Genomic DNA, 23,381 nt, shown 5'->3' with positions numbered 1-23,381 from the left:
TGACAAATGGGTGCCCGGCGAACGTAGTGGCGTGAAGCACCTCCCGAAACACCTCCGGCCGCGCTGGCGCTACCTCGCCGTCGAACTCGAGGCGTGGCCGGACGCAGCGGTCTCCCGCGGGGAGTTCCAGCGCAGCGTCTGGTTCGCCGCCCAGAACCTCGTGGGGGACGCGGGCAGCGCGGACGCGGACCTCCGCGTCGTCCGGTTCGCGTTCGACTCGGGGAGCGGCGAGGCGCTCCTCAGGGTGCGCCGGGGGGAGGTCGAGCGGGCGCGCGCCGCCGTCGCGTGCGTGGACTCGGTCCACGGTAACCCCATCAGAGTCGCCGTACGGGGCGTCTCGGGCACGATCAGAGCGGCCGCGGAAAAGTATTTAGGAGACGGAGCAGAATCCTCATCGGACGAGACGGTCGCGTTCGACGGCGACTGCAGGCGCGCCGTCGTCCGCGGCGAGCGCGTCGACGTGGAACTCGGCGAGTCGTTCGTCGGCGCGACGACATTCGACTGCAGGTGAAATATGCAAGGCCAGAACCAGCAACAGGCGTACGACCGCGGTATCACCATCTTCTCCCCGGACGGCCGACTCTACCAGGTCGAGTACGCGCGGGAGGCAGTCAAGCGCGGCACGCCGAGCATCGGCGTCCGGACCGCCGAAGGCGTCGTCCTCCTCGTCGACAAGCGCATCAGCTCGGACCTGATGGAGGAGACGTCCGTCGAGAAGATCCACAAGGCCGACGACCACATCGGTATCGCGAGCGCGGGCCACGTCGCCGACGCCCGCCAGCTCATCGACTTCGCGCGCCGCGACGCGCAGGTCAACCGCGTCCGCTACGACGAACCCATCGCGGTGGAGACGCTCACGAAGGATATCACCGACCACATCCAGCAGTACACGCAGGTCGGGGGCGCACGCCCGTTCGGCGTCGCCCTCCTCATCGGCGGGGTCTCCGACGGCGAACCGCACCTCTACGAGACGGACCCCTCGGGCACCCCCTACGAGTGGAAGGCAATCGCCATCGGCGAGAACCGCTCGGACGTCCAGGACTACCTCGAGGACGAGTACGAACCCGACCTCACGCTCGACGAGGGCGTCGAACTCGCGCTCCGCGCGCTCGGCCAGATACGGGACTCCCTCACGCCGAAGGACGTCGGCGTCGGGACCATCGACGTGGAGACGGCCACGTTCGACGAACTGACGGACGACGAGATCAGGGGGTACCTCGGCGAACACGAACTGCTCCCGGAGAACGAGGACGAGGACGAGGACGACGGTAGCCAGGAGGACGAGAGCGGCGCGGACGAAGAGAGCGAGGAGTGAGGTTCGGCCGCGACCACGTTCCGTGCTAGCGCGACTCGCGGGAGAAGGTCTTTTTAGTGACCCGACGAAACGACGCGTATGATTTCACTCGACGAGGCCGTGACGGCTCGCCTGGAGACGCACGGGGAGCGATTCGAGGTACTCGTGGACCCCGACGCCGCCCTGGAGATGAAACGCGACGAGTTCGAGGGCGAACTCGAGGACGTCATCGCCGCGCGCGACGTCTTCGAGAACGCCTCCCGCGGCGACCGGCCCGCCGAGGAGGACCTAGAGGAGGTGTTCGGGACGACGGACCCGATGGAGATCATCCCGGAGGTCATCGAACGCGGGGAGATCCAGATCACCGCCGAGCAGCGAGAGGAGATGCAGGAGCAAAAGCGCCGGAAGCTCATCAACACCATCACGCGGAACGCCATCAACCCGCAGATGGACGACGCCCCGCACCCACCAGAGCGCATCGAGAGCGCGCTGGAGGAGGCCGGGTTCACCGTCGACCCGATGACGCCCGCCGAGCAGCAGGTCGACGACGCTCTGGAGGCGCTCCGTCCGGTGATTCCCATCCGCTTCGAGGAGGTGACGGTGGCCGTCCAGTTGCCCGCGGACTACGCCGGGAGCGGGCAGGCCCGCGTCCGTGAGTTCGCGGAACTCGAACGCGAGGAGTGGCAGGCCGACGGCTCGTGGGTGGGCGTGCTGACGTTCCCCGCGGGGATGCAAAACGACTTCTACGGACTCGTCAACGAGGTCTCCGAGGGGGAGGGCGAGACGCAGATAGTCAAGGAAAAGGACGAACTGGACACACGGTAACCGCCCGCAGCCAGTTATCCGCGCCGGAAGCCGAGCAGGAAGCCGCCGGTGAACCCGGCGCTGACCGACAGCGTCGAGAGGATGGTGTTCATCCACGACGGCGGCGCGCCGCCCGCCCCGACTTCCGTCGCCTTCACCATCCCGGCCGTGAGACGGTTCCAGTCGACTTCGAGGATACCCCGCGACTCGAGGAACTTGAACAGCGCGAGCTGGAGGCCGACGATGACCGCGATGAGCTTCGCGATCTTCTTCGCGGCGAACCCGATTATCGCACCGATGCCCGCACCACCGCCGAACTCGATGCCGAGTGTGGTCAGATCTACGTCTGGCATAGGAACCACTGTGCAACCAACTGGTAAGACTCTTGTGTCCAGTCGCTACGTTCGTGACACGTTCCTCGCCCCGAAGTTAAGTATCGCCGGGGCGTAGCTCACAGCGAGTGACAGGAACCGATACGAACGTGGCTGTCGTCGCCAAGCGCGTCGACGACGGCACTCCGGACACCGCCGAAATCAGGGACCTTGTTCGCGCCGCGGGCTACGACGTGGCCGCGGAAGTGACCCAGGAGCGGAAAGCCGACGCGGCCCTCCAGTTCGGTGAAGGGAAGGTCGAGGAACTGGCGGTGGTCGTCGACGAGACGGACGCCGACCGGGTCGTCTTCGACAACCGTCTCGGCCCCTACCAGACGTACAACCTGGGCCAGCGGCTCCCCGAGGACACCGAGGTAGGCGACCGCTTCCGCCTCATTCTGGACATCTTCGGGCAGCGCGCACACACGCGGAAGGCCCAGCTACAGGTCGAGCTCGCGGAACTCAGGTACGAACTCCCGCGGGCCGAAGCCAAGACGAGCCTCGCGAAGCGCGACGAGCGACCCGGGTTCATGGGGCTGGGCGAGTACGACGAGAGCCGCGAGCAGGACATCAAGGCCCAGATCTCTCGCATCCGTGACGAACTCGAGAAGATCGAGAAGACAGAGTCCCAGCGGCGGGACACCCGCCGGGAGTCCGGCTTCGACCTCGTGGCGCTGGCGGGCTACACGAACGCCGGGAAGTCGACGCTACTCCGCCAGCTTGCCGACGACCTGGACGTCGACGAGAACGAGGACCTCCACCCCGACCTCGACACCACCGCGGAGTCCCAGGACGAGCTGTTCACGACCCTCGGGACGACGACCCGGCGCCTCGAGATGGACCGCCGGAACGTCCTGCTCACGGACACCGTCGGGTTCATCAGCGACCTGCCGCACTGGCTCGTGGAGTCGTTCAAGTCCACGCTCGAATCCGTCTACCAGGCGGACCTCGTGCTCCTCGTCGTAGACGCCGGCGAGTCTATCGACGAGATACGCGAGAAGCTGACGACGAGCCACGACACCCTCTACGAGCGCAACGAGGCGCCCATCATCACCGTGTTCAACAAAGTCGACACTGTGGACGAGGACGAACTCGCGGAGAAGATGGAGGCGCTGTCGGCGCTCGCCCCGAACCCGGTCGCGGTGAGCGGCCTTGAAGCCACCAACCTCGACACGCTCCGGTCGCGCATCGACGCCGAACTCCCGCCGCGGGAGCGCGAGAAACTCGTCCTCCCGATGACCGAGGACACGATGAGTGTCGTCTCCTGGGTCCACGACCACGCGTACGTCCGCGAGGTGGACTACGGTGACGAACAGGTCGTCATCGACTTCGAAGCTCGGCCCACCGTCGTCGAGCAGTCCCACGCGAAGGCCAGCGAACTCGTCGCCGAGGCCTAGTCCAGTTCCCGCTTCTCCTTCGAGACGACCTCCACGCCCTCGATAGCAGTGCCTGGATACTGACCCGACTCGTCCTTTTCGGCCGCTTTCACCATGTCCCAGACGACGTTCAGCCCAGTGGTGACGCCCTCCAGGGCCTCCATCTCGCAGCCCGTCTTCCCGGTCGTCTCGACGGCGACCTCTAGCACCACGCGGTCGTCGCGCACGTCGAACTTCGTCTCGACGTTCGTGATGGGAATCTGGTGGCACATCGGGATGGTCTCCCAGGTGTGCTTGACGGCCTGCACGGCGCCGACTCTAGCCGTCGCGAGCACGTCGCCCTTCCCGATTTCGTCGGCACGAATCGCGTCGACGGTCGACGACGAGAGACGAATCTCGCCCCGGGCGACCGCCCGTCGCGCGGTGTCGGGCTTGTCGCCGACGTCGACCATCTGGACGTCGCCGTCGTCGGTGGTGTGCGTGAGGTCGTCGCCGGCCGTCGAGTTCTCGCTATTTTCACTCATCGCCGTCACCCCAGAGCGCGCGGGGAAGCGCATCGATCAGGTCGGTCGCGAGCAGGCCGTACCCCTGCTCGTCGACGACCAGGTCGCCGGCGGTGCCGTTGGCGTACGCGCCGACGCTCGCCGCGGGAACGGGGTCGAGCGTCGAGCACATCGCGGCCGTCGCGCCCGCCAGCACGTCGCCGGTGCCGCCGACGGTCATGCCGGGGTTGCCGGTGCGGTTCACGCGAGTGGTGTCGCCGTCCGAGACCACGTCGTAGGCGCCCTTCACGAGTAGCGTGTGGCCGAGTTCGGCGGCGAACGACTCGACGGCTTCGGCCCGTTCCTCCCAGCTTTCCGCGCTCGGGCCGCCCATCCCCTGTAGCTCGCCCTGGTGGGGCGTGCAGACGAGCGTCGCGTCGGTGTCCACCTCCGGGACGACCTGGAGCGCGTCGGCGTCGACGACCGCGGTTCCGTCGAACTTCTCGAGGAACGCCATGACGGCCGCGAGCGTGTCGTCGGCGTCGCCCAGACCGGGGCCGAGCACGACCACGTCCACGTCCTCAGCTCGGTCGAGGAGTTCGGGGACGTGCTCGGGGACGAGGCGGTTCCCGACGAGGGAGTCGACGATGAGGTTCTCGCTGTAGCCGCGCACGCTGTCCGCGACGTTGTCGGGGACGGCGAGGAAGGCGAGGTCGGCGCCCGCGCGGAGCGTCGCCTGCGCGCTGAGCGCGGGCGCGCCGGTGTACGGACCGCCACCGACGACCAGCACGCGCCCGAACTCCCCCTTGTGGGCCTGGGGGTCGCGTTCGAGGCGCTGGAGGTCGCCCGGGCCGACGAACAGGTCGGCGGCGTCGGGGATGCCGATGTCCGCGACGGTGACGTCCTCGCGGTCCGCGAGCGCGGGTTTCTGGTCGTGGAACGTCACGACCCGGTCCGCGTCGATGGCGGCTCCCGACGTCTCGCCGGAGTCCGCGTCCATTCCGGAGGGGACGTCGACGGCGACGACAGTCGCTCCGGCATCGTTGACGGCTTCGATGGCCGACGATTCGGGCTGCCGGGGTGCGCCGGAGACGCCAGTCCCGAGGATGCCATCGACGACGACGTCCGGGTCGCCGAGGTCGAGACTCCGAGAATCTTTGACTATCCGAGTGTCGTACTCCGCCTGCTGGAGCGCTGCCCAGTTCTCGCGGCTGATGTCGGTCGCGATGGACTCCGGTCGGCCAAGCAGGTGGACGGTGACGTCGTAGTCGTCGAGGAAGCGCGCCGCGACGAACGCGTCGCCCCCGTTGTTCCCGCGACCCGCGACGACGGCGACGCTCGCACCGGTGTCGGCGATGTCCCGTACTTCGCGGGCGACGGCGTTCCCACTGGACTCCATCAGCTGCTTCCGTGGGACGCCGAGGGCGGCCGCGTTCCGATCGACTGCGGCCATGCGCTCGCTGGTGATCATGTCCGGTCGTTCGTCGCCGTCCACCCTAAAACCGTGGGGGCGCGCGGCGGCTACCGGCGGACGCGGAAGCCGGTCTCGCCCTCGGGGTCGTCGTACTCGACTTCGATGTCTTCGACGTGGGCAGCAGGACTGCCCTCGTGGCACCAGTCGACCATCGCCTCGACGGCGTCCTCGGGTCCCTCGAACACTGCTTCGACGCGGCCGTCCTCCAGATTCCGAACCCAGCCGTCGACGCCGTGTTCGCCCGCCTGCTCGCGTGTCGTCGCGCGGTAGTAGACGCCCTGGACGGTGCCCGAGACGAAGACGTGTGCGCGTGTGCGGTCGGACATACGTGCACCATTGTCCGTGCCAGCGAAAAAACTACGCTGTCGTGGACGTGACAGTGTGCTCGGACGCCGGCGCGTACTCCTCGACGTACACCTGGCCGAGTTTCAGGTAGTCACAGCCGTTCGTCACGAACAACCACTCGCCCGGTTCGACGACGACGCCGGCGTTCTGGTTGCCGTTCGGGTGGGGCGTGTTCGCACAGGACCCGTGCTCCCACTCGTACGTTCTCGTCTCGCCGCCGTCGACGGCGGCCCGGACCGTCTGCGTTCCCCAGTCGAACTGCTGTTCGATGCGGAGCCCCGTCTTCGCGGGTACACGGTAGGTCCCCTCGTGGAGCGTCTCGCCGTCCAGTTCGATTGCCACGGAAACACGGTGTTCGGTGTCCGTCCGGTTCTCCACGACAGTCCGGTCGTATTTCGTGTCGTCCGTCGCCCGGTCGCGCGTTTTCTCCGTCGTGGTCGTCGTTTCGGTCGTTCGGGTCGTCGTTTCGGTCGTCCGTGTGGACGTCTCCGTTCCGTCAGCTGCCGACGCGTCCGGCGACGAGAGACAACCGGTGACCGCGGCGGCCGACGCGACGGCCGTGAGCAGTCGCCTCCGAGAAACCATACTCGCCGAAGCTCGCGGGTCCGGTAAGTGTCTTCAGGTGTCGTCGCCCGACCGGAGGTAGTGGAACAGGTGGGTCTGGGTGTAGCCCGCGTACGGGCCGAAGCGCTCCCGGATGGCCCGCGAGGTGTCGGCGTAGTTGCCGTGGTCGCAGTCCGGGTAGTGCTCCTCGATGGCCGTTCGCATCCACGTGTCCAGCGGGACGGCCTCCAGGTAGCCCAGCGAGAACAGCAGCACGCAGTCCGCCACCTTGTCGCCGACGCCGACGAACCCGGTGAGCGCGTCGCGTGCCGTCTCGTACGCCCGGCCCTCGACGTCCGCTTTGGTGAGTTCCCCGGTGGCGACCATCTCGGCGGTGCGCTGGACGTACGGCGCGCGGTAGCCGAGTTTGAGGTCTCGGAGGTCGTCCTCCGTGGCGGCCGCGAGCGCCGCCGGTTCGGGGAAGCCGTGCACCGTCTCGCCGTCGTACTCGATGGGGTCGCCGTACGTCTCCCGGAGCGCCTCCTGCATCGCGAAGATGCGCTCGACGCGCATCTGGGCCGAGCAGATGAACGAGACGAGGCAGCCGAAGAACGGGTCCCGGACGATGCGCAGGCCGTCGTAGGTGTCCCACGCCGCCTGGAGCAGCTCGTCGTCCGTGACCGCCGCCCGTATCTCGTGGAGGTCGTCGTGCAGGCCGAGCAGTTCACGCACGAGCGGGTCGGCGTCCGTCGTCGCGCGCCACTCCACCGCGTCCGGGGTCTGTCTGACCTCGACCACGTCGCCGTCGACGACGGTCCGGTACCAGGCGTCGCCGCCGTACGCGCCAGTCGTGTCGTAGGTCGCGCCGTCGGGCCGCCACCAGAGGTACGTCTGTCCGCTCTCCAGGGTCGACTGGAGGTCCACCGAACCCGGAACGTCGTCGAGGGCGATAGCGCCGCGCTCCATCGGCCGGATTTGGCCGTCGCGGGTGAAGACGGGTTCGGTTCCGGGCCAAATTTCTTCTACGTTGCCCGCGAACAGTTCAGGTAGCTATGGATTGTAGGGTGGTCGTCGAGGCTGCCGTCCCCGTCTACGACGTGCAGTCCGCAGACGAAGCAGTGCGCATCGCCATCTCGAAGACCGGCGAGATGCTGAATCCGGACCTCAACTACGTCGAGATCAGCATGGGCGACCGGTCGTGCCCACACTGCGGGGAGGTCCTGGAACCGGCGTTCGTCGCGGCCGACGAGAGCCTCGTCGCCCTGGAACTCGAGATGACCGTGTTCAACGTCGAGCGCGAGGAGCACGCCGCCCGCATCGCCAGGAAGGAGATCGGTCAGCGACTGGAGAACATCCCACTGGAGGTGCTCACCGTCGAGGTGATCGAGGAGAGCGAGGACGGAGCGGAGGAGACCGAGGACGCGGGGAGCGAGGAGCGTGGGGACGGTGGCCGGGGTCCGTCGACGGACGGCACGTAGACCGCAGAGCGAGGCTGTCGCTGTGGAGTGTTGCTGTACGAGGAGCCGTCGCGTTCCGACGAGTTAGTCGGCCTGGGCCGGGACCGCGTCCGTCTCTTCGGCGTCGTTCATCGTGGACGTGATGCCGCCGGCCAGTGCGAACACTGCTGCTTTGTGGTCTGTTTTCGACTTGTGGATAGACGTCGGTCGTACACCGAGGTCCTCGTACTCGTCGAGTGGAATGTCGTCGTTCTCTCGCTGCTCGTAGTAGTTCCCGACCTCCGCGAGAAGGCCGTGAAGGTGGATTAGCTCCTGCTTCTTCATGACACCCGATTCTAACGGGTAAGGGGTTATAGTATTATCCTGAGAACCGTTAACACGACTGCTAGTGAACGGGAGACGTGTTCTCGGCTGTTCCCGCCGCCTCTTATGAAAGGCTTTTGTGCAGGACACCACTTCTGCCTCCTATGGACTACGAAGAGCAACTCGACCGCGCGATGGAAGAGAAACCCGACATCGCGGGCAACGAGAGCCGCTTCGAGGTGCCGGAGCCGAACGTGCGGAAGGAGGGGAACGTCACGGTGTACGAGAACTTCCAGTCGACCCTCGACGACCTGAGCCGACAGCAGGACCACGTGCTGAAGTTCATCCAGAACGAACTCGGGACGAGCGCACAGATCGACGACCGCGGCCGCGCGCGTTTCACCGGTGAGTTCGGCCAGCGCCGCGTCGAGGAAGTGCTCGACGACTACGTCGAGACGTACGTCATCTGCCCGGAGTGTGGCCTGCCGGACACGAACATCGAGGCGAACGAGCAAGGCGACGAGCGCCTCCACTGCGAGGCGTGTGGCGCCCGGTCTGCCGTCTGATTACTGCAGCCGCTTGAGATTCTCGAGGTCCCGGTCGGTCCGCATGAACTCCGCTAGCCGGCGGGTCGCGTGACAGTTCGGGCAGCTGAAATTGACGTTGTGCGCGGGCAACTCGCTGGGGGTGCTCTCCCAGTTCTTCGAGCATTCGGGACAGTCCAGCTGGACGAACGCCTCGTGAGCCATGTCCCACTGTCCAACGGGAGCGCAGAAAAAGGTTGTCGCGCTCCCGCGGACGAGCCTCAGTCCCAGGTGACCCAGACGAGGAAGGCGATGGCGAACGTCTCGAGGACGCGCAGCGCCATCAGCGCGGTGGCGGCGAGTTCCGGCAGCCCTCCGAACCAGCCCGCAAGCGTCGCGTGCATCATGAAGTAGTAGAGCCCGAGCGCGTTCTCCCCGAGGAGCAGCAGGCCGAACAGCAGCAGACCGAGCGTGTGCTTCGAGCCGAACCGACGGTAGTTCCGCGCCCAGATGACGCACAGCGCGAGGAGCAGCACCACGTTCACCCCCATCGCGACCCGCGAGACGTCGGCCCAGACTGTCATCTACACCACCGTTGGCAACTCCAACAGTTATACGCTTTCCCAAATTCGGCCGGTTCGAGCCCGGATTGCCCCATCATTCGACCTCCTCGACGATGTTCTCGACGGTGTCCCAGTTCGCTCGCACCCGGTCGGTCGGCAGGTAGATGGCACCGTAGTCGTCCCCGCTCGACTCCACGATGTCGTGCTCGACGAGCACGTCCAGGTGGTGACGAACCGTCTTGTAGTCCAGTTCGAGGTCCTCCGCGAGCTGGTTCGCGTTGCGCGGCTGCTCGTCGACGGCGCGCAGCAGGCGAACCCGGTTGGGGCCGCCGCGCGTGCCGGTCAACACGTACCAGAGCGCAGCCTCCATTGGTCGGGCCGTCGCGGCGGAGTACCGTAAAACCTCCCAACTGGGAGCGTAGCGGACGTTCGGGTCGGCGCTCACACGGTGAACAGGTGCCCCGACTCCGGGACGTCGAAGAGGCCGATGCGCGCGCCAGCGTCGAGCCACGCGTGACCGTAGGAGAACGCGGCGAGGGCGTTGACCGGGTCGTCGTGTTCCCGGAAGTGCCGCCCGTCCTCGAGGTAGGACTGTGCCATCTCCTCGTACTCGGCGGCCGCCTCGGCGAGCGGCGTCCCCGCCGGTGGGACTGACTCGGCCTCGTCCAGCGCCTCGGCGAGCAACCCCTCGTAGCGGTCCATCTTCTCGTGGAGGTCCGCGGTCATGGTCGTCTCTCCGTGGAGTGGCGGCGTAAGCGCTTGGGTGTCTCGAAGCGGCACCCAGTTCGGTCAACACAATCTACAAACCCCGTGGTCGTCGAAGTAGAGGTATGAGCGACGAGCCCCGAGTGGAGATCTACACGAAAAACGACTGCCCGTACTGCGAGAAGGCGAAGGAGCTCTTCGACGCGAAGGGCGTCGACTACGTGACGTACAACGTGACCGGCGACGACGACCTGTTCGCGGAGATGAAGGAGCGCGCGAACGGCAGGGAGACCGCACCCGAGGTGTTCGTCGACGACGAACTGATCGGCGGCTGGGACGACACCAGCGAACTCGACCAGACCGGCGAACTCGACGAACTGCTCGGCATCGCCGACGACGGACCGGACGTCGAGGCGCACCGCAAACTCATCATCACCGGAACCGGCATCGCGGCGCTGACCGCGGCCATCTACGCGGGCCGCTCGAACAACGACCCGCTGCTGTTCGAGGGCGACGAACCCGGTGGACAGCTCACGCTCACCACCGAGGTGGACAACTACCCCGGCTTCCCGGAGGGCATCTCTGGGCCGGACCTCATCAACAACATGAAAGAGCAGGCCGAGCGCTTCGGCGCCGACATCGAACACGGCATGGTGGCGTCTGTCGACGACTCGGTGCGCCCGTTCCGCGTCGAACTGACCGACGGCACCGTCTACACGGCGGACGCCGTCATCGCGGGCTCCGGCGCCAGCGCGCGCACTCTCGGTATCCCGGGCGAGGACGAACTGATGGGCTTCGGCGTCTCGACCTGTGCGACCTGCGACGGCGCGTTCTTCAAGGGCGAGGACATGGTCGTCGTCGGCGGCGGCGACGCGGCCGCCGAGGAGGCCACGTTCCTCACGAAGTTTGCGGACACCGTCTACCTCGTCCACCGCCGCGAGGACCTCCGCGCGGAGGACTACTGGGAGGACCGCGTCCAGAAGCACGTCGACGCCGGCGACATCGAGGTGCTGTGGAACACGGAGGCTCTCGAGGTCGAGGGCTCGAAGGAAGGCGGCGTCGAGAGCGTCACGCTGGCCGAGCACCCCGAGGGCCACCCGACGGAGAAACTCGACGCGGAGCAGACCGAGGAGTTCTCGCTGCCGGTCGGGGCGTTCTTCGTCGCCATCGGCCACACGCCGAACACGGAGTACCTCCAGGACACGGGCGTCGAACTCGACGAGGAGGGGTACATTCTGACGAAGGGTGGCGAGGGCGGTGAGCAGACCCACACCGACGTCGAGGGCATCTTCGGCGCGGGCGACGTCGTCGACGCCCACTACCAGCAGGCGGTCACCGCGGCCGGCATGGGCTGCAAGGCTGCCATCGACGCCGACGACTACCTCGAGAGCGAGGCTGCGGCGGCGACCGGCGAAGGCAGCGAAGCGGCGCCCGCCGACGACTGACGCCGGGTCCCGGCCGAGAACTGCGTACCCACATCCCTTTTAGGCGCCGTCGCCTCGGTGCGAGTATGAACGAGACCACGTTCACCATCGAGGACGCGGACGGCAACACAGACGAACTCACGCTTCCCGCCGAACTCGTCGAACTGTTCAGCGAGGAAGACGACGACTCCCAGGCGCAGGTCGTCGGCGACATCTCGCTGATGGCGTTCGCCCAGCGCGCGCACATGGTCGTCCACCACAACGAGGACAACCCGAGCGAGGAACTCCAGGCCATCGAGGAGGCGACTCTCGACCAGTTCGAGGAGCGCTTCGGGATGACGTACGGCGAGGCGACCGGCCACCAGCACTAAGCGATTCCCGACGGCTGCGCTCGAGGGCGTGACAGCAGGTAGCCCGATGACCAGATTTTGGACGCAGGTTCTTCAGGCCGGCTGCTACTCCAGATAGCCGATATCCTGGAGGTGTTCTTCGAGGTCACCGTTCCGTGACTCTTCGACCGTCCGCGACCCGTCGATCGGGTCGCGAGTTGAAACGGGGGACTCTGTGCCGGCGATCTCGTCTATCACCGTTCCGTCCACGTCGCTCGGAACCGCCGAGTCGAGGGCGTGGAGGACCGTCGGGGCCACGTCGAGAATCGACCGCTCGGAGAGGCTCTGGGCCTCGATGTCCGGGCCGGCCGCCAGCAGCATTCCGACCGGGTGGTTCCCGGACGTCCAGGACATGACCTGGGACTCGAACGTCGAGGGGACGATGCCGCCGTAGATCTCCCACCCGTCATGACTGGACAGCAGGAGGTCCGGTGCGTCAGGGACGAACGGGCCCTCGTAGACGTCTTCAGCGGGTTGCACGTCCGAGAGCACCTGTTCGCCCTCGTGAGTCAGGTCCGCCAGCTGCTGGCGGAGCTCTTCTCGTACGCTCGAATAGTCGTCGCCCAGCCGATCGCGGTTGAGGTAGAGCGGCCCCTGACTGAACGCGAGGGCGTCGGTCTGTTCCCAGTCGACCTCCTCGGCCAGCTCCGCGCTCGATATCGGGAACTTCGACGGCATCATTCGGTCGTACACGGGTTCTGGGAGGAACCGCCGGCCGTACGCTGCCATCTTCTTCGGCGACACTTCGAGGGATTCGAGCGTACTGTACAGCTTCTGTGAGAGCCCCGGCCCGGACGAGGAGTCCGAGGAGAGCGAGAGATAGTCGTTGTCGAGGAGCCACCGATTGACGACGAACGTGTGCTCGATGTGGCCGTGGCCGTGGTCCGAGTAGAGCAGGAGTAACGTGTCCTCGGTGTCTATCTGGCCGAGGCGCTCGTCGATCAGCTCCCAGGCACGACTCGTCTCCTCACCGTCCCCGTACTTGTGCTCGAGGGCGTTGATGTAGAATAGGGTGAGGTGGACGTAGTCGTAGTCGTCTTCGAGGATGTCCGACAGCAGGTCGAAGCGGGAGTCGATAACGTCGTAGGCCGTCTCCAGTCCGTCTGGTGTCGTGACGTCGTCTATCGTGGTCTGCCAGTCGTACCGCTCGGTGAGTTCGCGCTCGAACTCCGGCGGATGGGTGATCGACTGCTCAGAGTCCCCGCCTGGGTCGAACGCTGCGCCGAACCCCGAAACCATCGTCCCTTCTATCGCCTTCGGGGGGTACGTCATCGGGACGTTGAGGACGGCAGAGCGATGGCCGTCCTCACCGAGGTAGTCCCAGACGTCGGCCGTCTCGAACGAATTTGCGTCGGGCGAGGTGATCTCTCCGCGCTCCCGGTCGACGTTCAGCCACCAGAAGACACCGAGTTTCCCCGGGTTCTTGCCCGACGTCGAGCAGCGCCACGCCGGGCACGTCACGGGCGGTGTGACCGACCGTAGCGGGGCGCGGACCCCCTCGTTCGTGAGTTCCGCGAGGTTGGGCAGGCGGCCCTCGTCGATGAGTCGGTCGAGTTTGTGCCACGCTGCACCGTCGAGTCCGATCGAGACGACGCGGGTCATCTATCACCGGCCCCCGTCGTGGACTGGTGGACCGACCGTTCGAGTCTGGAAGCCATCGATGAGAACGTGTTCGCTACTCGTATCCGTTGTTATAACGCCCGTTCACGCGGTAGCCGTCCCGTTCGTAGATTCGAGCCCGAACTGGTCGAGAACGACGAAGCGGACAGATATTGGAGGGTCTCGCTAACGAGTGAGTGTGTTCGTCTGAAGCCACGACGGTCGTACTTTTGTCGGAGAGAGTGGGGGAACCATTGCCACCACACTCAGTAAGGGGGGTGTACCAATCAACGGTGGACACAACACTCTGATTCATGTCACGGAACGGGTCTGACCGGCGAGAACCAGCCAGTCGTGAGTGGGCGACAGACAGTGTTCAGAACCACAGTGTATCGGTTCTCCCCGGCGGACAGTCACTCGGCATCGCTGGACGTGGAAACTGGGCTCTCGAACGCTCCCGGCCGTTCCACAGCTGATAAGCAGTGCGCGTACTCAGCCTCGTCACCAACGACACCGCCAACTTCTACCGCCAGCAGGTCGCGGGCCTCCGGAACCGCGGCCACACCGTCGATACGCTCCCCGTGCCCGGGAACATCGGAACCGACGGGGAACGCACCGGGAGTAGACCCGTTTCGTCGTACCTCTGGTACTATCCACGAGCGGTCGTCGCCGCGGCCGGAGCGTACGACGTCGTCCACGCCAACTACGGGCTAACCGGCCCGCCGGCGGTTCTCCAGCCGTTCCACCCGGTCGTACTCACCCTGTGGGGGAGCGACGTGACGGGGGACATCTCGCTTCTCAGCCGTGCCTGTGCCCGGTTCGCGGACGCCGTCGTCGTGATGTCCCGGGAGATGGCGGACATCGTCGGCGGCGACTGTCACGTGATTCCACACGGTGTCGAGTTCCAGACGTTCCGGCCACTGCCACAGTCGACTGCGCGCACGGAGGTCGGCTGGGACTCCGAGGCCCACCAGGTACTGTTCCCCTATGGCCCTGCACGGGAGGAGAAGAACTTCTCGCGAGCGGAACGCATTGTGGAAGAGGCGAGGACTCGACTCGATGACCCGGTAGAACTGCAGACCATGTCAGGAGTACCGCACGAACGCGTCCCGTGGTACATGAACGCCGCCAACGCGATGCTCCTCACCTCCACGCGGGAGGGGTCGCCGAACACGGTGAAGGAAGCGCTCGCCTGCAATCTCCCGGTAGTCACGACCGACGTCGGGGATACCGCCCAGCGGGTCGAAGGAGTCACGCACTCGACGGCCAGCAACGACGACGAGGTGCTCGTGGACGCGCTCGTCGCGGTGCTCCGTTCCGGGGAACGCTCCAACGGCCGAGAGGCAGTTGCGGACCTCCAGCTAGCGAATCAACTCGACCGGATCGAGGCGGTCTACCGACAGGTGGTCTGACTTTGCGCAGTTCGGCCGCGTCTCTGCGCAGGCTGGTTCACCGGACTGCGACAGCGTCCGTCGACTCGCCGCCGCGCTCCCTAGCAGTCGTACCGGAGCAGTACGCCGTCGTCGAGGCGCTCGACGCCCGTCAGCGCTAGCTCCGGGAAGTCGTCGACGAACCCTTCGCCGTCGGCGAGCGTCGGGGCGTCACGGCCGCCGATTATCTTCGGTGCGACGTACACTGACAGTTCGTCGACGAGGCCGGCCTCGAACAGCGAGAAGATGAGTTCGCCGCCGCCCTCGACCATCAGGCGCTCGACGCCGTGGCTCTCCAGTTGCGGGAGTGCGTCCGGGAGCCAGACGCGGTTCTCGCCCGCGACGACCACCGTCGCGCCGGCCTCTTCGAGGGACTTGCGGTGGCCCCGGGGCTCCTCCTCGGCGACGAGGACGAACGTCTCCGCGGTGCCGTCGAGAATCTTCGCGTCGGGGGGCGTGCGTGCGTGCGAGTCCGCTACGACCCGGGCCGGGTGCGGGGAGTCCCCGCGTTCCTCGCGCTCGCGGATGCGGTCAGCGTCGTCGAGGGTGAGCGAGGGGTTGTCCGCGAGAACGGTGCCCACGCCGACCATCACGGCGTCGACGTCGGCGCGGAGGGCGTCCACGCGGTCGAAGTCCTCGGGCCCGCTGATGGCGACCTGCTCGCGGCGGCGCGTGGAGAGTTTCCCGTCCGCGCTCATCGCGGCGTTCACGACGACGTGCATACCCGGGGTAGGCGGCGGGGACGGGAAACCGGTTTCGCTCCACCGCGCGCTTGCGGGTTGCATCGCCCCCCGCTCGTCCGTCCGCGCCCTCCACCCTCCACACTGTCGGCCGCGCGCCCGCTCGCGGGAACTCTTTTATCCCGGGCTGCCCCACTTCAAGACGCATGAACATCGACGATCACGCCGAGGAGCTCGCCTCCGACCTCGGTGTAGACAAAGCGGAGGTCAAAGAGAACCTGCAGAACCTCGTGGAGTACAGCGTCCCGGTAGAGGAGGCCAAGCGGAGCCTGCGCCGGAAGTTCGGCGACGAGGGCGAAGGCCAGTCGGGCGGTCCGACCGCCGCGAACATTGCCGACATCGGACCTGACAGCGGCAACGTCACCGTCACGGTGAAAGTCCTCACGGCCGGGCAGCGCTCCATCCGCTACCAGGGCGACGACCACGTCATCCGGGAGGGCGAACTCGCCGACGAGACCGGAACGCTATCCTACACCGCGTGGGAGGACTTCGGCCTCGAACCCGGCGACACGGTCACCATCGGGAACGCGAGCGTCCGCGAGTGGGAGGGCAACGCCGAGTTGAACTTCGGCGAGTCCGCCTCGGTCAGCAAGGCCGACGACATCGACGTCCCCGACGACGTGGGCGGCGACCGCGACCTCGCCGACCTCCAGCCCGGCGACCGCGGCCGAAACGTCGAGGTGCGCGTCACAGAGGTCGAGACGCGGACCATCGACGGCCGCGACGGCGAGACGGAGATTCTGAGCGGCGTGCTCGGCGACGAGTCCGCCCGCCTCCCGTTCACCGACTGGAACCCCCACGACGAACTCACCGAGGGCGCCTCCGTACGCCTCGAGGACGTCTACGTCCGGGAGTTCCGGGGCGTCCCGTCCGTGAACGTCTCGGAGTTCTCGACAGTCTCGACCCTCGACCGTGAGGTCGAAATCGGCGGTCCGACCCGCCTCACCATCCGTGAAGCCGTCGAACGCGGCGGCGCCTACGACGTGGAACTCGTCGGCAACGTCATCGAGGTGCGGGACGGCTCCGGGCTCATCCAGCGCTGTCCGGAGTGCGGTCGCGTGGTCCAGAAGGGACAGTGCCGCCAGCACGGCGACGTCGAGGGCGAGGACGACCTGCGCGTGAAGGCCATCCTCGACGACGGCACGGAGACCGTCACGGTCGTCCTGGACCGCGACCTCACCGAGAGGGTGTACGGCGGCGGCATCGAGGACGCACGCCAGCAGGCCCGCGACGCGATGGACCAGGAGGTCGTCGCGGACACCATCGCGGAGAAACTCGTCGGCGCGGAGTACCGCGTGCGCGGCCACCTCTCGGTCGACGAGTACGGCGCGAACCTCGAGACCGTCGAGTTCGACGAGAGCGACGACGACCCAGCGGAGCGCGCCCGTAGCTTCCTCTCGGAGGTGGAAGCATGAGTTCCGTCCCACGCTTCCTCACCTGCGGTGAGACTGCGCGTGACGACCTCACCCTCACCACCACGGGGTGGTTCGCGTGAGCGAGTCCGAGGAGATAAACCGACGCGAAGTCGCCTACCGGCTGTTCGCGGCGGAGTTCGACGACGCAGACTACAGCTACGCCGAGAGCGACGAGGAGCGCGCGCCGAACTACGTCGTAACGCCGACGGGAGCGCGGGTCAACCGCGTGTTCGTCGTCGGTGTGCTCACGGAGATCGAGCAGGTCAACGAGGACGTCGTTCGCGCCCGGGTCGTCGACCCGACGGGCGCGTTCGTCGTCTACGCCGGCCAGTACCAGCCTGAAGCACTCGCCGCCCTCGAATCAGCCGAGACGCCGTCGTTCGTCGCAGTGACCGGGAAGGCCCGTACGTTCTCGCCGGACGACTCCGACGTCGTCTACACGTCCATCCGGCCTGAGACGGTTAGCGAGGTGGACGCCGACACCCGCGACCGCTGGGTGGTCACCACCGCCGAGCAGACCGTCGACCGCGTGGCCACGATGGCCGCGGCCTACCAGCGCGTCGAACGCGACGACCAGCTCCGCCAGGTCCTCGAATCTGCGGGGGTGGACTACGGACTCGCCGCGGGCATCCCGCTCGCGCTCGACCACTACGGTACGTCACCAGCCTACCTCGCGGCGGTCCGGGAACTCGCCCTCGACGCTGCCCGCGTCGTCTCCGGCGACGTGGAGTCCGCCGGCGAACTGGAACTCTCCCCCGACCAGGGCGGCGAGGTCCCGCTCGACTTCGCCGCGGACCTCGGCGACGTCGACGTCGAGCAGCCCGAAGCTGAACCCGAGCCGGAAACTGCCGAAGCGGAGCCCGCGACCACCGAGGCGGAAGCGGTCGAGACCAGGGCGACGGAGTCCACAGAGGCCGAATCCGAGACTGCCGAGACCACCGAAGACGCGTCCGAAGCCGCCGAGGTCGAGGCGTCCGAACCGGCGGCCGAGGACGGGGAGCCGGCGGACGCCGAACCGGCGTCCACCTCTAAGGAACCGGACGAGACAGCGACCGCGGAGACGGCGACGGCGGACGCAGAGACCGACACCACCGAAACGACGACTGCGGACGCGGACGAAACCAGTGGCGACGCCGAACCTGCCACGGAGGACGCGGCGTCCAGCGACGGCGAGATGTACGAACTCTCCGAGGACGAGCGCCAGGAGGTAGAGGAGAACTACGACGTCGGCTTCAGCTCGGGCGACGAGATTCCGGAGTCCGGCGAGACCGACCTCGACGAGCCCGAGCCGGACGCGGAGACCGGGGAGACCGCCGAGACGGCAGAGACGAACGGTGGAGACGACGAAGCGGACGACCTTGGTGACTTCGACGAGACCGACGAGGCGTTCGACGAGTCCCAGGAGGACGACGCCGACGACCTCGACGACTTTACCGAGGACGCCTACGACGAGTCGTCCTCCGACAGGGAGGACGACGAGGCGGGATCGATGGAACTCGATCTCGAGGACTACGTCGTCGACCTGATGGGCGAACTCGACGACGGCGACGGCGCGAGCCGCGAGTCAATCGTCGCCACGGCCGTCGACGAACACGACGTCGACGAGGGTGAGGTCGAGGACGCCATCCAGTCCGCGCTGATGAGCGGACGCTGCTACGAGTCCGGCGACGACCACTTGAAGGCCATCTGAGCGGATGGCGCTCGTCGAGCCAGTGCCGGGCGCACCCGCCGCCATCGCGGACGTCGGTAGTAGAGCGCTCGTGGTCGCAGACTACCACGCGGGCATCGAGAGGTCGCTGCGCCGCGAGGGACTCGAAGTGCGGAGCCGTAGCACCCAGCGCCGCGAGCGCCTGCTGCGACTCGTCGAGGAGACCCGTGCCGACCGGGTGATCGTTCTCGGCGACCTGGGCCACGACATCGCGACGCCGGTCGGCGACGAGCGCGAGGAACTCGCGGAGCTGTTCGACGCCCTGACCGTGCCAGTGACGCTCGTCGTCGGCAACCACGACGGCGGCATCGGCGACGAGTTCGACATCGAGGTGACGCCGCCGGAGGGCGCGTGCATCGGGGACATCGGCTTCGCACACGGCCACACCTGGCCGAGCCCAGAGGTGCTCGAAGCGGAGGCGGTCTGCGTCGGACACGAACACCCGGCGGTCCGCCTGGAGGACGACGTCGGCGGCACGCGCGTCGAGCGGGCGTGGCTCCGCGGCCCACTGGTCGCCGCGCCGTTCGAGGAACACCACGGCGAGGCCATCGACGTGAACGGCGACCTCTCGGTGTTCCCGGCGTTCAACGACCTCTCCGGCGGGACCTGGGTGAACGTGGAGGGCCAGGGCTTCCTCGCGCCGTTCCTCCCCGAGGGCTGTCCGAACGCCCAGCTCTACCTGCTCGACGGGACGCGACTCGGCCGCTACGACCACGTGTAGCGGCCGTCAGTCGGACGCCATCTCCCGGAGTCGCCGGACGCTGTCGCGGTTGAAAGCGAACTCGTCGACGAGCAGTTCGACCGCCACGGTCACGTCGCGGCCCCCTGCCCACTCCATCACGGGGACGAAGTCGACTTCGCCGGTGCCGACCGGGATGTGGTCGTCTCCCCTGGAGCGAGCGTCGTGGACGTGCAGGTGGCTGACCATGTCGCCGTGGTCGGCGAGGAACGATTCGACAGCGTCCTGTCCGCCCTCGCGGAACGCGTGGCCGACGTCGAAGCAGACGCTCGCGCCCGCCTCCTCGACGACCGCCGGGAGTTCGTCGAGCGTGAAGCCGCCCGAGTACCCCATGTTCTCGACTGTGAGTTCGACACCTCGTTCGGCGGCGGCCTCGGCCAGCCAACTCGCCTGTTCGACGAACGCCGCTCTGTCCCCCTCGTCGTTCAGGCGGGTCTTCCCGTGGACGACAGCCTTCGTGGCGCCCAGGGTCGCCCCCACGTCCAGTGCGCGCTCCTGGTACTGTCGGATGCCCTCGTCCACTTCCTGGACTGTCGTCGCGAGGTGGGGAAAGTGCGGGAGGTGGACCGTGCAGTCCAGGCCAGCGGCGTCGAGTTCGTCGCGCCAGTGCTCGGCGTCGATGTCGTCGACCGGATTGTCCCGGGGATTGAGCGCGGGTTCCACGAAGTCGAAGGAGTCGGTGTCACCTTCGACGACGTCGATGTGCGGTCCGACGGTGGTTCCGACCTTCATCGGTGGGAGTGGCGTGGCGCTCCCTGAAAGCGGTTCTGTGAACGTTTCTTCACCGGCGACGTGCTTTTGGCCGTCACACCCCTACGACGGACAGTGACTGAGACGCGGGGGATGGACGCGTTCTCGCACCTCGGCCCCGAGGTCCGCGAGGCGCTCTCCGAGCGCGGATTCTCCACGCCCACGGAGCCACAGCGCCGCGCGATTCCGGCGCTCGCGGACGGGCGAAACGGCCTCGTCGTCGCGCCGACTGGCACCGGGAAGACGGAGACGGCGATGCTCCCGGTGTTGAACAGCATCGCCGAGCAGGGGGCGCCGGAGGGGTTTGCTGCGCTGTACATCACGCCGCTGCGGGCGCTCAACCGCGACATGCGCGAGCGCCTCGACTGGTGGGGGGAGACGCTGGGCATCGACGTCGACGTGCGCCACGGCGACACGACGCAGTACCAGCGCACGAAGCAGGCGAACGACCCGCCGGACGTGCTCGTGACGACACCGGAGACGCTGCAGGCGATGCTCAGCGGAGAGAAACTGCGGAACGGGCTCGCCGACGTGCGCCACGTCGTCGTCGACGAGGTCCACGAACTCGCGGGCGCGAAGCGGGGGACACAGCTCTCCATCGGCCTAGAGCGACTCGTCGAGCTGGCGGGGAACTTCCAGCGAATCGGCCTCTCTGCCACCGTCGGCGACCCGAAGGAGGTCGGCGCGTTCCTCACGGGGGGACGGGGCTGCGAAATCATCGAGGTGGACGTGGCCTCGAAGGTCGACTTCACGGTCAGGGAACCAGAGGTGACGCGGGCGGACGAGCGGATGGGGAACGAACTGATGACCAGCCCCGAGATGGCGAGCCACGTCCGGGAGATTCGGCGCATCGTCGAGGCCCACGACTCGGTGCTCGTCTTCGTGAACACGCGCCAGACGGCCGAGGCGCTGGGCTCGCGGTTCAAGGAACTCGACGCGAACATCGGCGTCCACCATGGGTCGCTGTCGAAGGACGCCCGCATCGAGGTCGAGGACCAGTTCAAGGCCGGGGAACTCGACGGCCTGCTCTGCACGTCCTCGATGGAACTCGGCATCGACGTCGGGCGCATCGACCACGTCGTGCAGTACGCGTCGCCCCGGGAGGTTGCCCGCCTGCTCCAGCGCGTCGGCCGCGCGGGCCACCGCCGCGACGAGGTCAGCGAGGGCACTGTCATCACTGGCCACCCGGACGACACGTTCGAGGCGCTCGCTATCGCCCGGCGGGCGGCCGCCGGGGACGTTGAGACGACCCAGATACACCACGGTAGCCTCGACACCGTGGCGAACCAGATCGTCGGCATCGCAATGGACTTCGGTGAGACGAGCGCCCGCCACGCCTACCAGATACTCACCCGGGCGTACCCGTTCCACGACCTCAAGGAGTCGACGTTCCGCGAGGTGGCCCTGGAACTCCACTCGAACCGCGTCGTCTACGTCGACGAGGAGGAGGACACCATCTCCAAATCTGGCGGCACGTGGCAGTACTACTACGCGAACCTCTCGATGATTCCGGACGAGGAGACGTACGACGTCTACGACATGGCCGCGGGCCGGCAGGTCGGGACACTCGACGAGCGCTTCGTCGTGAACTTCGTCGAACCCGGCGCGACGTTCGTCCAGCGCGGGGAGATGTGGCGCATCACGAACATCGACGAGGAGGAAGAGGAGGTCAACGTCTCGCCCATCGAAGACCCGGCGGGCGAGGTGCCGTCGTGGACAGGCCAGGAGATTCCAGTCCCCTACGACGTGGCCCAGGAGGTCGGCGAGATGCGCGAGGTGGCCGGCGACCAGCTCGCCGCGGGCGGGACCCGCGAGGGCGTGGCCCGCGAGTTCACGACTCGCTACCCGACCGACCAGTACACCACCGAGCAGGCGCTCGACCAGGTCAGCCGGCAAGTCGAGGCCGACACGCCGGTGCCGACCGACGACCGACTCGTCGTCGAGCAGATGGGACAAACCATCGGCGTGAACGCCTGCTTCGGCCACGAGACCAACGAGACGCTCGGGCGCCTGCTCTCGTCACTGCTCGGCCAGCAGACCGGCTCCTCGGTGGGGATGGACGTCGGACCCTACCGCATCGAACTGGAGGTTCCGGCGCGCGTGAGCGCCAACGAGGTGGTCGACCTGCTCCGCGAGACGGACCCCGACCACGTCGAACCGCTGCTGGAACTCAGCCTGAAGCGCTCGGACACGCTGAAGTTCACGCTCGCGCAGGTCGCCGCGAAGTTCGGGGCGCTCAAGCGATGGAAAGGTCGGGATGGCGTCGGCCTCTCCCGCCTCCTCGGCGCGCTCGAGGACACGCCGGTGTACGACGAGGCCATCCGCGAGGTATTCCACACGGACCTCGACGTCGAACGCGCGAGCGCCGTACTCGAGGCCATCCAGTCCGACGAACTCGACGTGGAAATCGTCGGCGAGCGCACCGCCATCGGCACCGGCGGGCGGTCGTCCGGTCAGGAGCTACTCACCCCGCAGAACGCCGACGCGAGTGTCGTGCAGGCCATCCGGGACCGCATCCAGGACGACCGCGTGAACCTCTTCTGCACGCACTGCAAGGACTGGGAGCGCGAGACGACGGTGAGCCGCGTGAGCGACCAGCCAGAATGCCCGCGCTGTGGGTCGACGCGCATCGCCGCGCTGTCGCCGTGGGCCGACGAGGTGGTCACCGCGGTCCGGGCGGACGAGAAGGACGAGGAACAGGAGAAGCAGACCGAGCGGGCCTACCGGAACGCGAGCATCGTCCAGAGCCACGGCAAGCAAGCGATAATCGCGCTCTCCGCCCGCGGCGTCGGCCCGCAGAACGCCGCCCGCGTCATCAACCGCCACCGGGAGGACGAGGCCGACTTCTACCGCGACATCCTCGAACGCGAGCGGGAGTACGCCCGCACGAAGGCGTTCTGGTAGAGTGCCCACCGCAACCGCGTCCGTGACCGCAACGCGTTCCAC

Annotated in this window: 27 protein-coding genes; 13 read left to right on the top strand and 14 right to left on the bottom strand. The window is 67.3% G+C overall.

Features of this window, described 5'->3' with window-relative positions; genetic code table 11:
- The first annotated feature begins 31 nt into the window (after nucleotides 1-31).
- The 3 genes from HALDL1_09840 to HALDL1_09830 all read left to right on the top strand — a co-directional run bounded on the left by HALDL1_09840 (nucleotide 32) and on the right by HALDL1_09830 (nucleotide 2,119).
- Nucleotides 32-511: a ribonuclease P gene (locus HALDL1_09840; GenBank protein ID AHG03868.1), complete on the top strand. Its 480-nt coding sequence runs from the start codon at nucleotides 32-34 to the stop codon at nucleotides 509-511.
- A gap of 3 nt (nucleotides 512-514) precedes the next feature.
- The gene (locus tag HALDL1_09835) at nucleotides 515-1,315 is read left to right on the top strand and encodes a proteasome subunit alpha (GenBank protein AHG03867.1); all 801 of its coding nucleotides are present in this window, start codon (nucleotides 515-517) and stop codon (nucleotides 1,313-1,315) included.
- A 78-nt stretch (nucleotides 1,316-1,393) separates the two neighbouring features.
- Entirely contained in the window at nucleotides 1,394-2,119 is a 726-nt protein-coding gene (locus HALDL1_09830) for an RNA-associated protein (protein AHG03866.1), read from the top strand.
- A gap of 14 nt (nucleotides 2,120-2,133) precedes the next feature.
- On the opposite strand, the gene HALDL1_09825 is transcribed toward HALDL1_09830, so the two are convergent.
- Nucleotides 2,134-2,451 (bottom strand): hypothetical protein, encoded by a 318-nt coding sequence (locus HALDL1_09825; GenBank protein ID AHG03865.1) that lies wholly within the window; start codon nucleotides 2,449-2,451, stop codon nucleotides 2,134-2,136.
- A 107-nt stretch (nucleotides 2,452-2,558) separates the two neighbouring features.
- On the opposite strand from HALDL1_09825, the gene HALDL1_09820 reads away from it, so the two are divergent.
- Nucleotides 2,559-3,866: a GTP-binding protein HflX gene (locus tag HALDL1_09820; protein AHG03864.1), complete on the top strand. Its 1,308-nt coding sequence runs from the start codon at nucleotides 2,559-2,561 to the stop codon at nucleotides 3,864-3,866.
- On the opposite strand, the gene HALDL1_09815 is transcribed toward HALDL1_09820, so the two are convergent.
- From HALDL1_09815 to HALDL1_09795, 5 genes are read right to left on the bottom strand one after another with little or no spacing between them, the layout of a single operon-like run.
- Nucleotides 3,863-4,369 carry a molybdenum cofactor biosynthesis protein MoaC gene (locus tag HALDL1_09815; protein AHG03863.1) on the bottom strand — a complete coding sequence of 169 codons (507 nt, stop codon included), beginning with the start codon at nucleotides 4,367-4,369 and terminating at the stop codon, nucleotides 3,863-3,865. The two genes, HALDL1_09820 and HALDL1_09815, sit on opposite strands and share 4 nt — an antisense overlap.
- Nucleotides 4,362-5,798 (bottom strand): yjeF family carbohydrate kinase, encoded by a 1,437-nt coding sequence (locus HALDL1_09810; GenBank protein AHG03862.1) that lies wholly within the window; start codon nucleotides 5,796-5,798, stop codon nucleotides 4,362-4,364. Before HALDL1_09810 ends, HALDL1_09815 begins: the two co-directional genes overlap by 8 nt.
- 50 nt (nucleotides 5,799-5,848) lie before the next feature.
- Nucleotides 5,849-6,127 (bottom strand): acylphosphatase, encoded by a 279-nt coding sequence (locus HALDL1_09805; protein ID AHG03861.1) that lies wholly within the window; start codon nucleotides 6,125-6,127, stop codon nucleotides 5,849-5,851.
- Nucleotides 6,128-6,158: 31 nt separating this feature from the next.
- Nucleotides 6,159-6,731: a hypothetical protein gene (locus HALDL1_09800; protein AHG05275.1), complete on the bottom strand. Its 573-nt coding sequence runs from the start codon at nucleotides 6,729-6,731 to the stop codon at nucleotides 6,159-6,161.
- Between the two features lie 33 nt (nucleotides 6,732-6,764).
- Complete coding sequence (locus HALDL1_09795; GenBank protein ID AHG03860.1) at nucleotides 6,765-7,655, bottom strand: 8-oxoguanine DNA glycosylase; 891 nt, start codon at nucleotides 7,653-7,655, stop codon at nucleotides 6,765-6,767.
- A gap of 86 nt (nucleotides 7,656-7,741) precedes the next feature.
- Here HALDL1_09795 and HALDL1_09790 point away from each other — a divergent pair, with 86 nt between their 5' ends.
- A complete protein-coding gene (locus tag HALDL1_09790) occupies nucleotides 7,742-8,167 on the top strand; it encodes a hypothetical protein (protein AHG03859.1) in 426 nt (141 codons plus the stop codon).
- Between the two features lie 63 nt (nucleotides 8,168-8,230).
- Here HALDL1_09790 and HALDL1_09785 read toward each other — a convergent pair whose 3' ends face one another.
- On the bottom strand, nucleotides 8,231-8,470 hold the full coding sequence (locus HALDL1_09785) for a hypothetical protein (protein AHG03858.1): 240 nt from the start codon (nucleotides 8,468-8,470) through the stop codon (nucleotides 8,231-8,233).
- 143 nt (nucleotides 8,471-8,613) lie between these two features.
- On the opposite strand from HALDL1_09785, the gene HALDL1_09780 reads away from it, so the two are divergent.
- Nucleotides 8,614-9,015: a translation initiation factor 2 subunit beta gene (locus tag HALDL1_09780; protein AHG03857.1), complete on the top strand. Its 402-nt coding sequence runs from the start codon at nucleotides 8,614-8,616 to the stop codon at nucleotides 9,013-9,015.
- On the opposite strand, the gene HALDL1_09775 is transcribed toward HALDL1_09780, so the two are convergent.
- The 4 genes from HALDL1_09775 to HALDL1_09760 form a co-directional block, all read right to left on the bottom strand.
- Complete coding sequence (locus tag HALDL1_09775) at nucleotides 9,016-9,198, bottom strand: hypothetical protein (protein AHG03856.1); 183 nt, start codon at nucleotides 9,196-9,198, stop codon at nucleotides 9,016-9,018. It abuts the gene before it with no gap.
- 56 nt (nucleotides 9,199-9,254) lie between these two features.
- Complete coding sequence (locus HALDL1_09770) at nucleotides 9,255-9,557, bottom strand: hypothetical protein (GenBank protein ID AHG03855.1); 303 nt, start codon at nucleotides 9,555-9,557, stop codon at nucleotides 9,255-9,257.
- A gap of 73 nt (nucleotides 9,558-9,630) precedes the next feature.
- Nucleotides 9,631-9,906: a DNA-binding protein gene (locus HALDL1_09765; GenBank protein AHG03854.1), complete on the bottom strand. Its 276-nt coding sequence runs from the start codon at nucleotides 9,904-9,906 to the stop codon at nucleotides 9,631-9,633.
- A gap of 71 nt (nucleotides 9,907-9,977) precedes the next feature.
- Entirely contained in the window at nucleotides 9,978-10,262 is a 285-nt protein-coding gene (locus tag HALDL1_09760; protein ID AHG03853.1) for a hypothetical protein, read from the bottom strand.
- A 104-nt stretch (nucleotides 10,263-10,366) separates the two neighbouring features.
- On the opposite strand from HALDL1_09760, the gene HALDL1_09755 reads away from it, so the two are divergent.
- Together HALDL1_09755 and HALDL1_09750 are read left to right on the top strand one after the other, a co-directional pair.
- On the top strand, nucleotides 10,367-11,686 hold the full coding sequence (locus HALDL1_09755) for a thioredoxin reductase (protein ID AHG03852.1): 1,320 nt from the start codon (nucleotides 10,367-10,369) through the stop codon (nucleotides 11,684-11,686).
- A gap of 65 nt (nucleotides 11,687-11,751) precedes the next feature.
- Nucleotides 11,752-12,036: a hypothetical protein gene (locus tag HALDL1_09750; GenBank protein AHG03851.1), complete on the top strand. Its 285-nt coding sequence runs from the start codon at nucleotides 11,752-11,754 to the stop codon at nucleotides 12,034-12,036.
- Between the two features lie 84 nt (nucleotides 12,037-12,120).
- On the opposite strand, the gene HALDL1_09745 is transcribed toward HALDL1_09750, so the two are convergent.
- A complete protein-coding gene (locus HALDL1_09745; GenBank protein ID AHG05274.1) occupies nucleotides 12,121-13,656 on the bottom strand; it encodes a hypothetical protein in 1,536 nt (511 codons plus the stop codon).
- 479 nt (nucleotides 13,657-14,135) lie between these two features.
- Here HALDL1_09745 and HALDL1_09740 point away from each other — a divergent pair, with 479 nt between their 5' ends.
- On the top strand, nucleotides 14,136-15,065 hold the full coding sequence (locus HALDL1_09740; GenBank protein AHG03850.1) for a glycosyl transferase: 930 nt from the start codon (nucleotides 14,136-14,138) through the stop codon (nucleotides 15,063-15,065).
- Between the two features lie 80 nt (nucleotides 15,066-15,145).
- Here the strand turns inward: HALDL1_09740 and HALDL1_09735 are convergent, their stop codons facing one another.
- Nucleotides 15,146-15,805: a 5-amino-6-(5-phosphoribosylamino)uracil reductase gene (locus HALDL1_09735; protein AHG03849.1), complete on the bottom strand. Its 660-nt coding sequence runs from the start codon at nucleotides 15,803-15,805 to the stop codon at nucleotides 15,146-15,148.
- Between the two features lie 164 nt (nucleotides 15,806-15,969).
- Between HALDL1_09735 and HALDL1_09730 the strand changes: the two genes are divergently transcribed.
- The 3 genes from HALDL1_09730 (at nucleotide 15,970) to HALDL1_09720 (ending at nucleotide 19,667) form a co-directional block, all read left to right on the top strand.
- Nucleotides 15,970-17,238, top strand: a complete 1,269-nt coding sequence (locus tag HALDL1_09730) for a replication protein A (protein ID AHG03848.1) — start codon at nucleotides 15,970-15,972, stop codon at nucleotides 17,236-17,238.
- Between the two features lie 76 nt (nucleotides 17,239-17,314).
- Complete coding sequence (locus tag HALDL1_09725; GenBank protein AHG03847.1) at nucleotides 17,315-18,928, top strand: hypothetical protein; 1,614 nt, start codon at nucleotides 17,315-17,317, stop codon at nucleotides 18,926-18,928.
- A gap of 4 nt (nucleotides 18,929-18,932) precedes the next feature.
- Nucleotides 18,933-19,667 (top strand): phosphoesterase, encoded by a 735-nt coding sequence (locus tag HALDL1_09720; protein AHG03846.1) that lies wholly within the window; start codon nucleotides 18,933-18,935, stop codon nucleotides 19,665-19,667.
- Nucleotides 19,668-19,673: 6 nt separating this feature from the next.
- Here the strand turns inward: HALDL1_09720 and HALDL1_09715 are convergent, their stop codons facing one another.
- Nucleotides 19,674-20,417, bottom strand: coding sequence for a xylose isomerase (locus tag HALDL1_09715; protein ID AHG03845.1), 744 nt, complete (start codon nucleotides 20,415-20,417; stop codon nucleotides 19,674-19,676).
- A 93-nt stretch (nucleotides 20,418-20,510) separates the two neighbouring features.
- Here HALDL1_09715 and HALDL1_09710 point away from each other — a divergent pair, with 93 nt between their 5' ends.
- Nucleotides 20,511-23,339: a helicase gene (locus HALDL1_09710; GenBank protein AHG03844.1), complete on the top strand. Its 2,829-nt coding sequence runs from the start codon at nucleotides 20,511-20,513 to the stop codon at nucleotides 23,337-23,339.
- Nucleotides 23,340-23,381 lie beyond the last annotated feature (42 nt).

It is taken from the genome of Halobacterium sp. DL1 (assembly GCA_000230955.3).
Lineage (GTDB): Archaea > Halobacteriota > Halobacteria > Halobacteriales > Halobacteriaceae > Halobacterium.
Note: the sequence above shows the minus strand (reverse complement) of the source record. Positions and strands in the feature narration are given on the sequence as shown.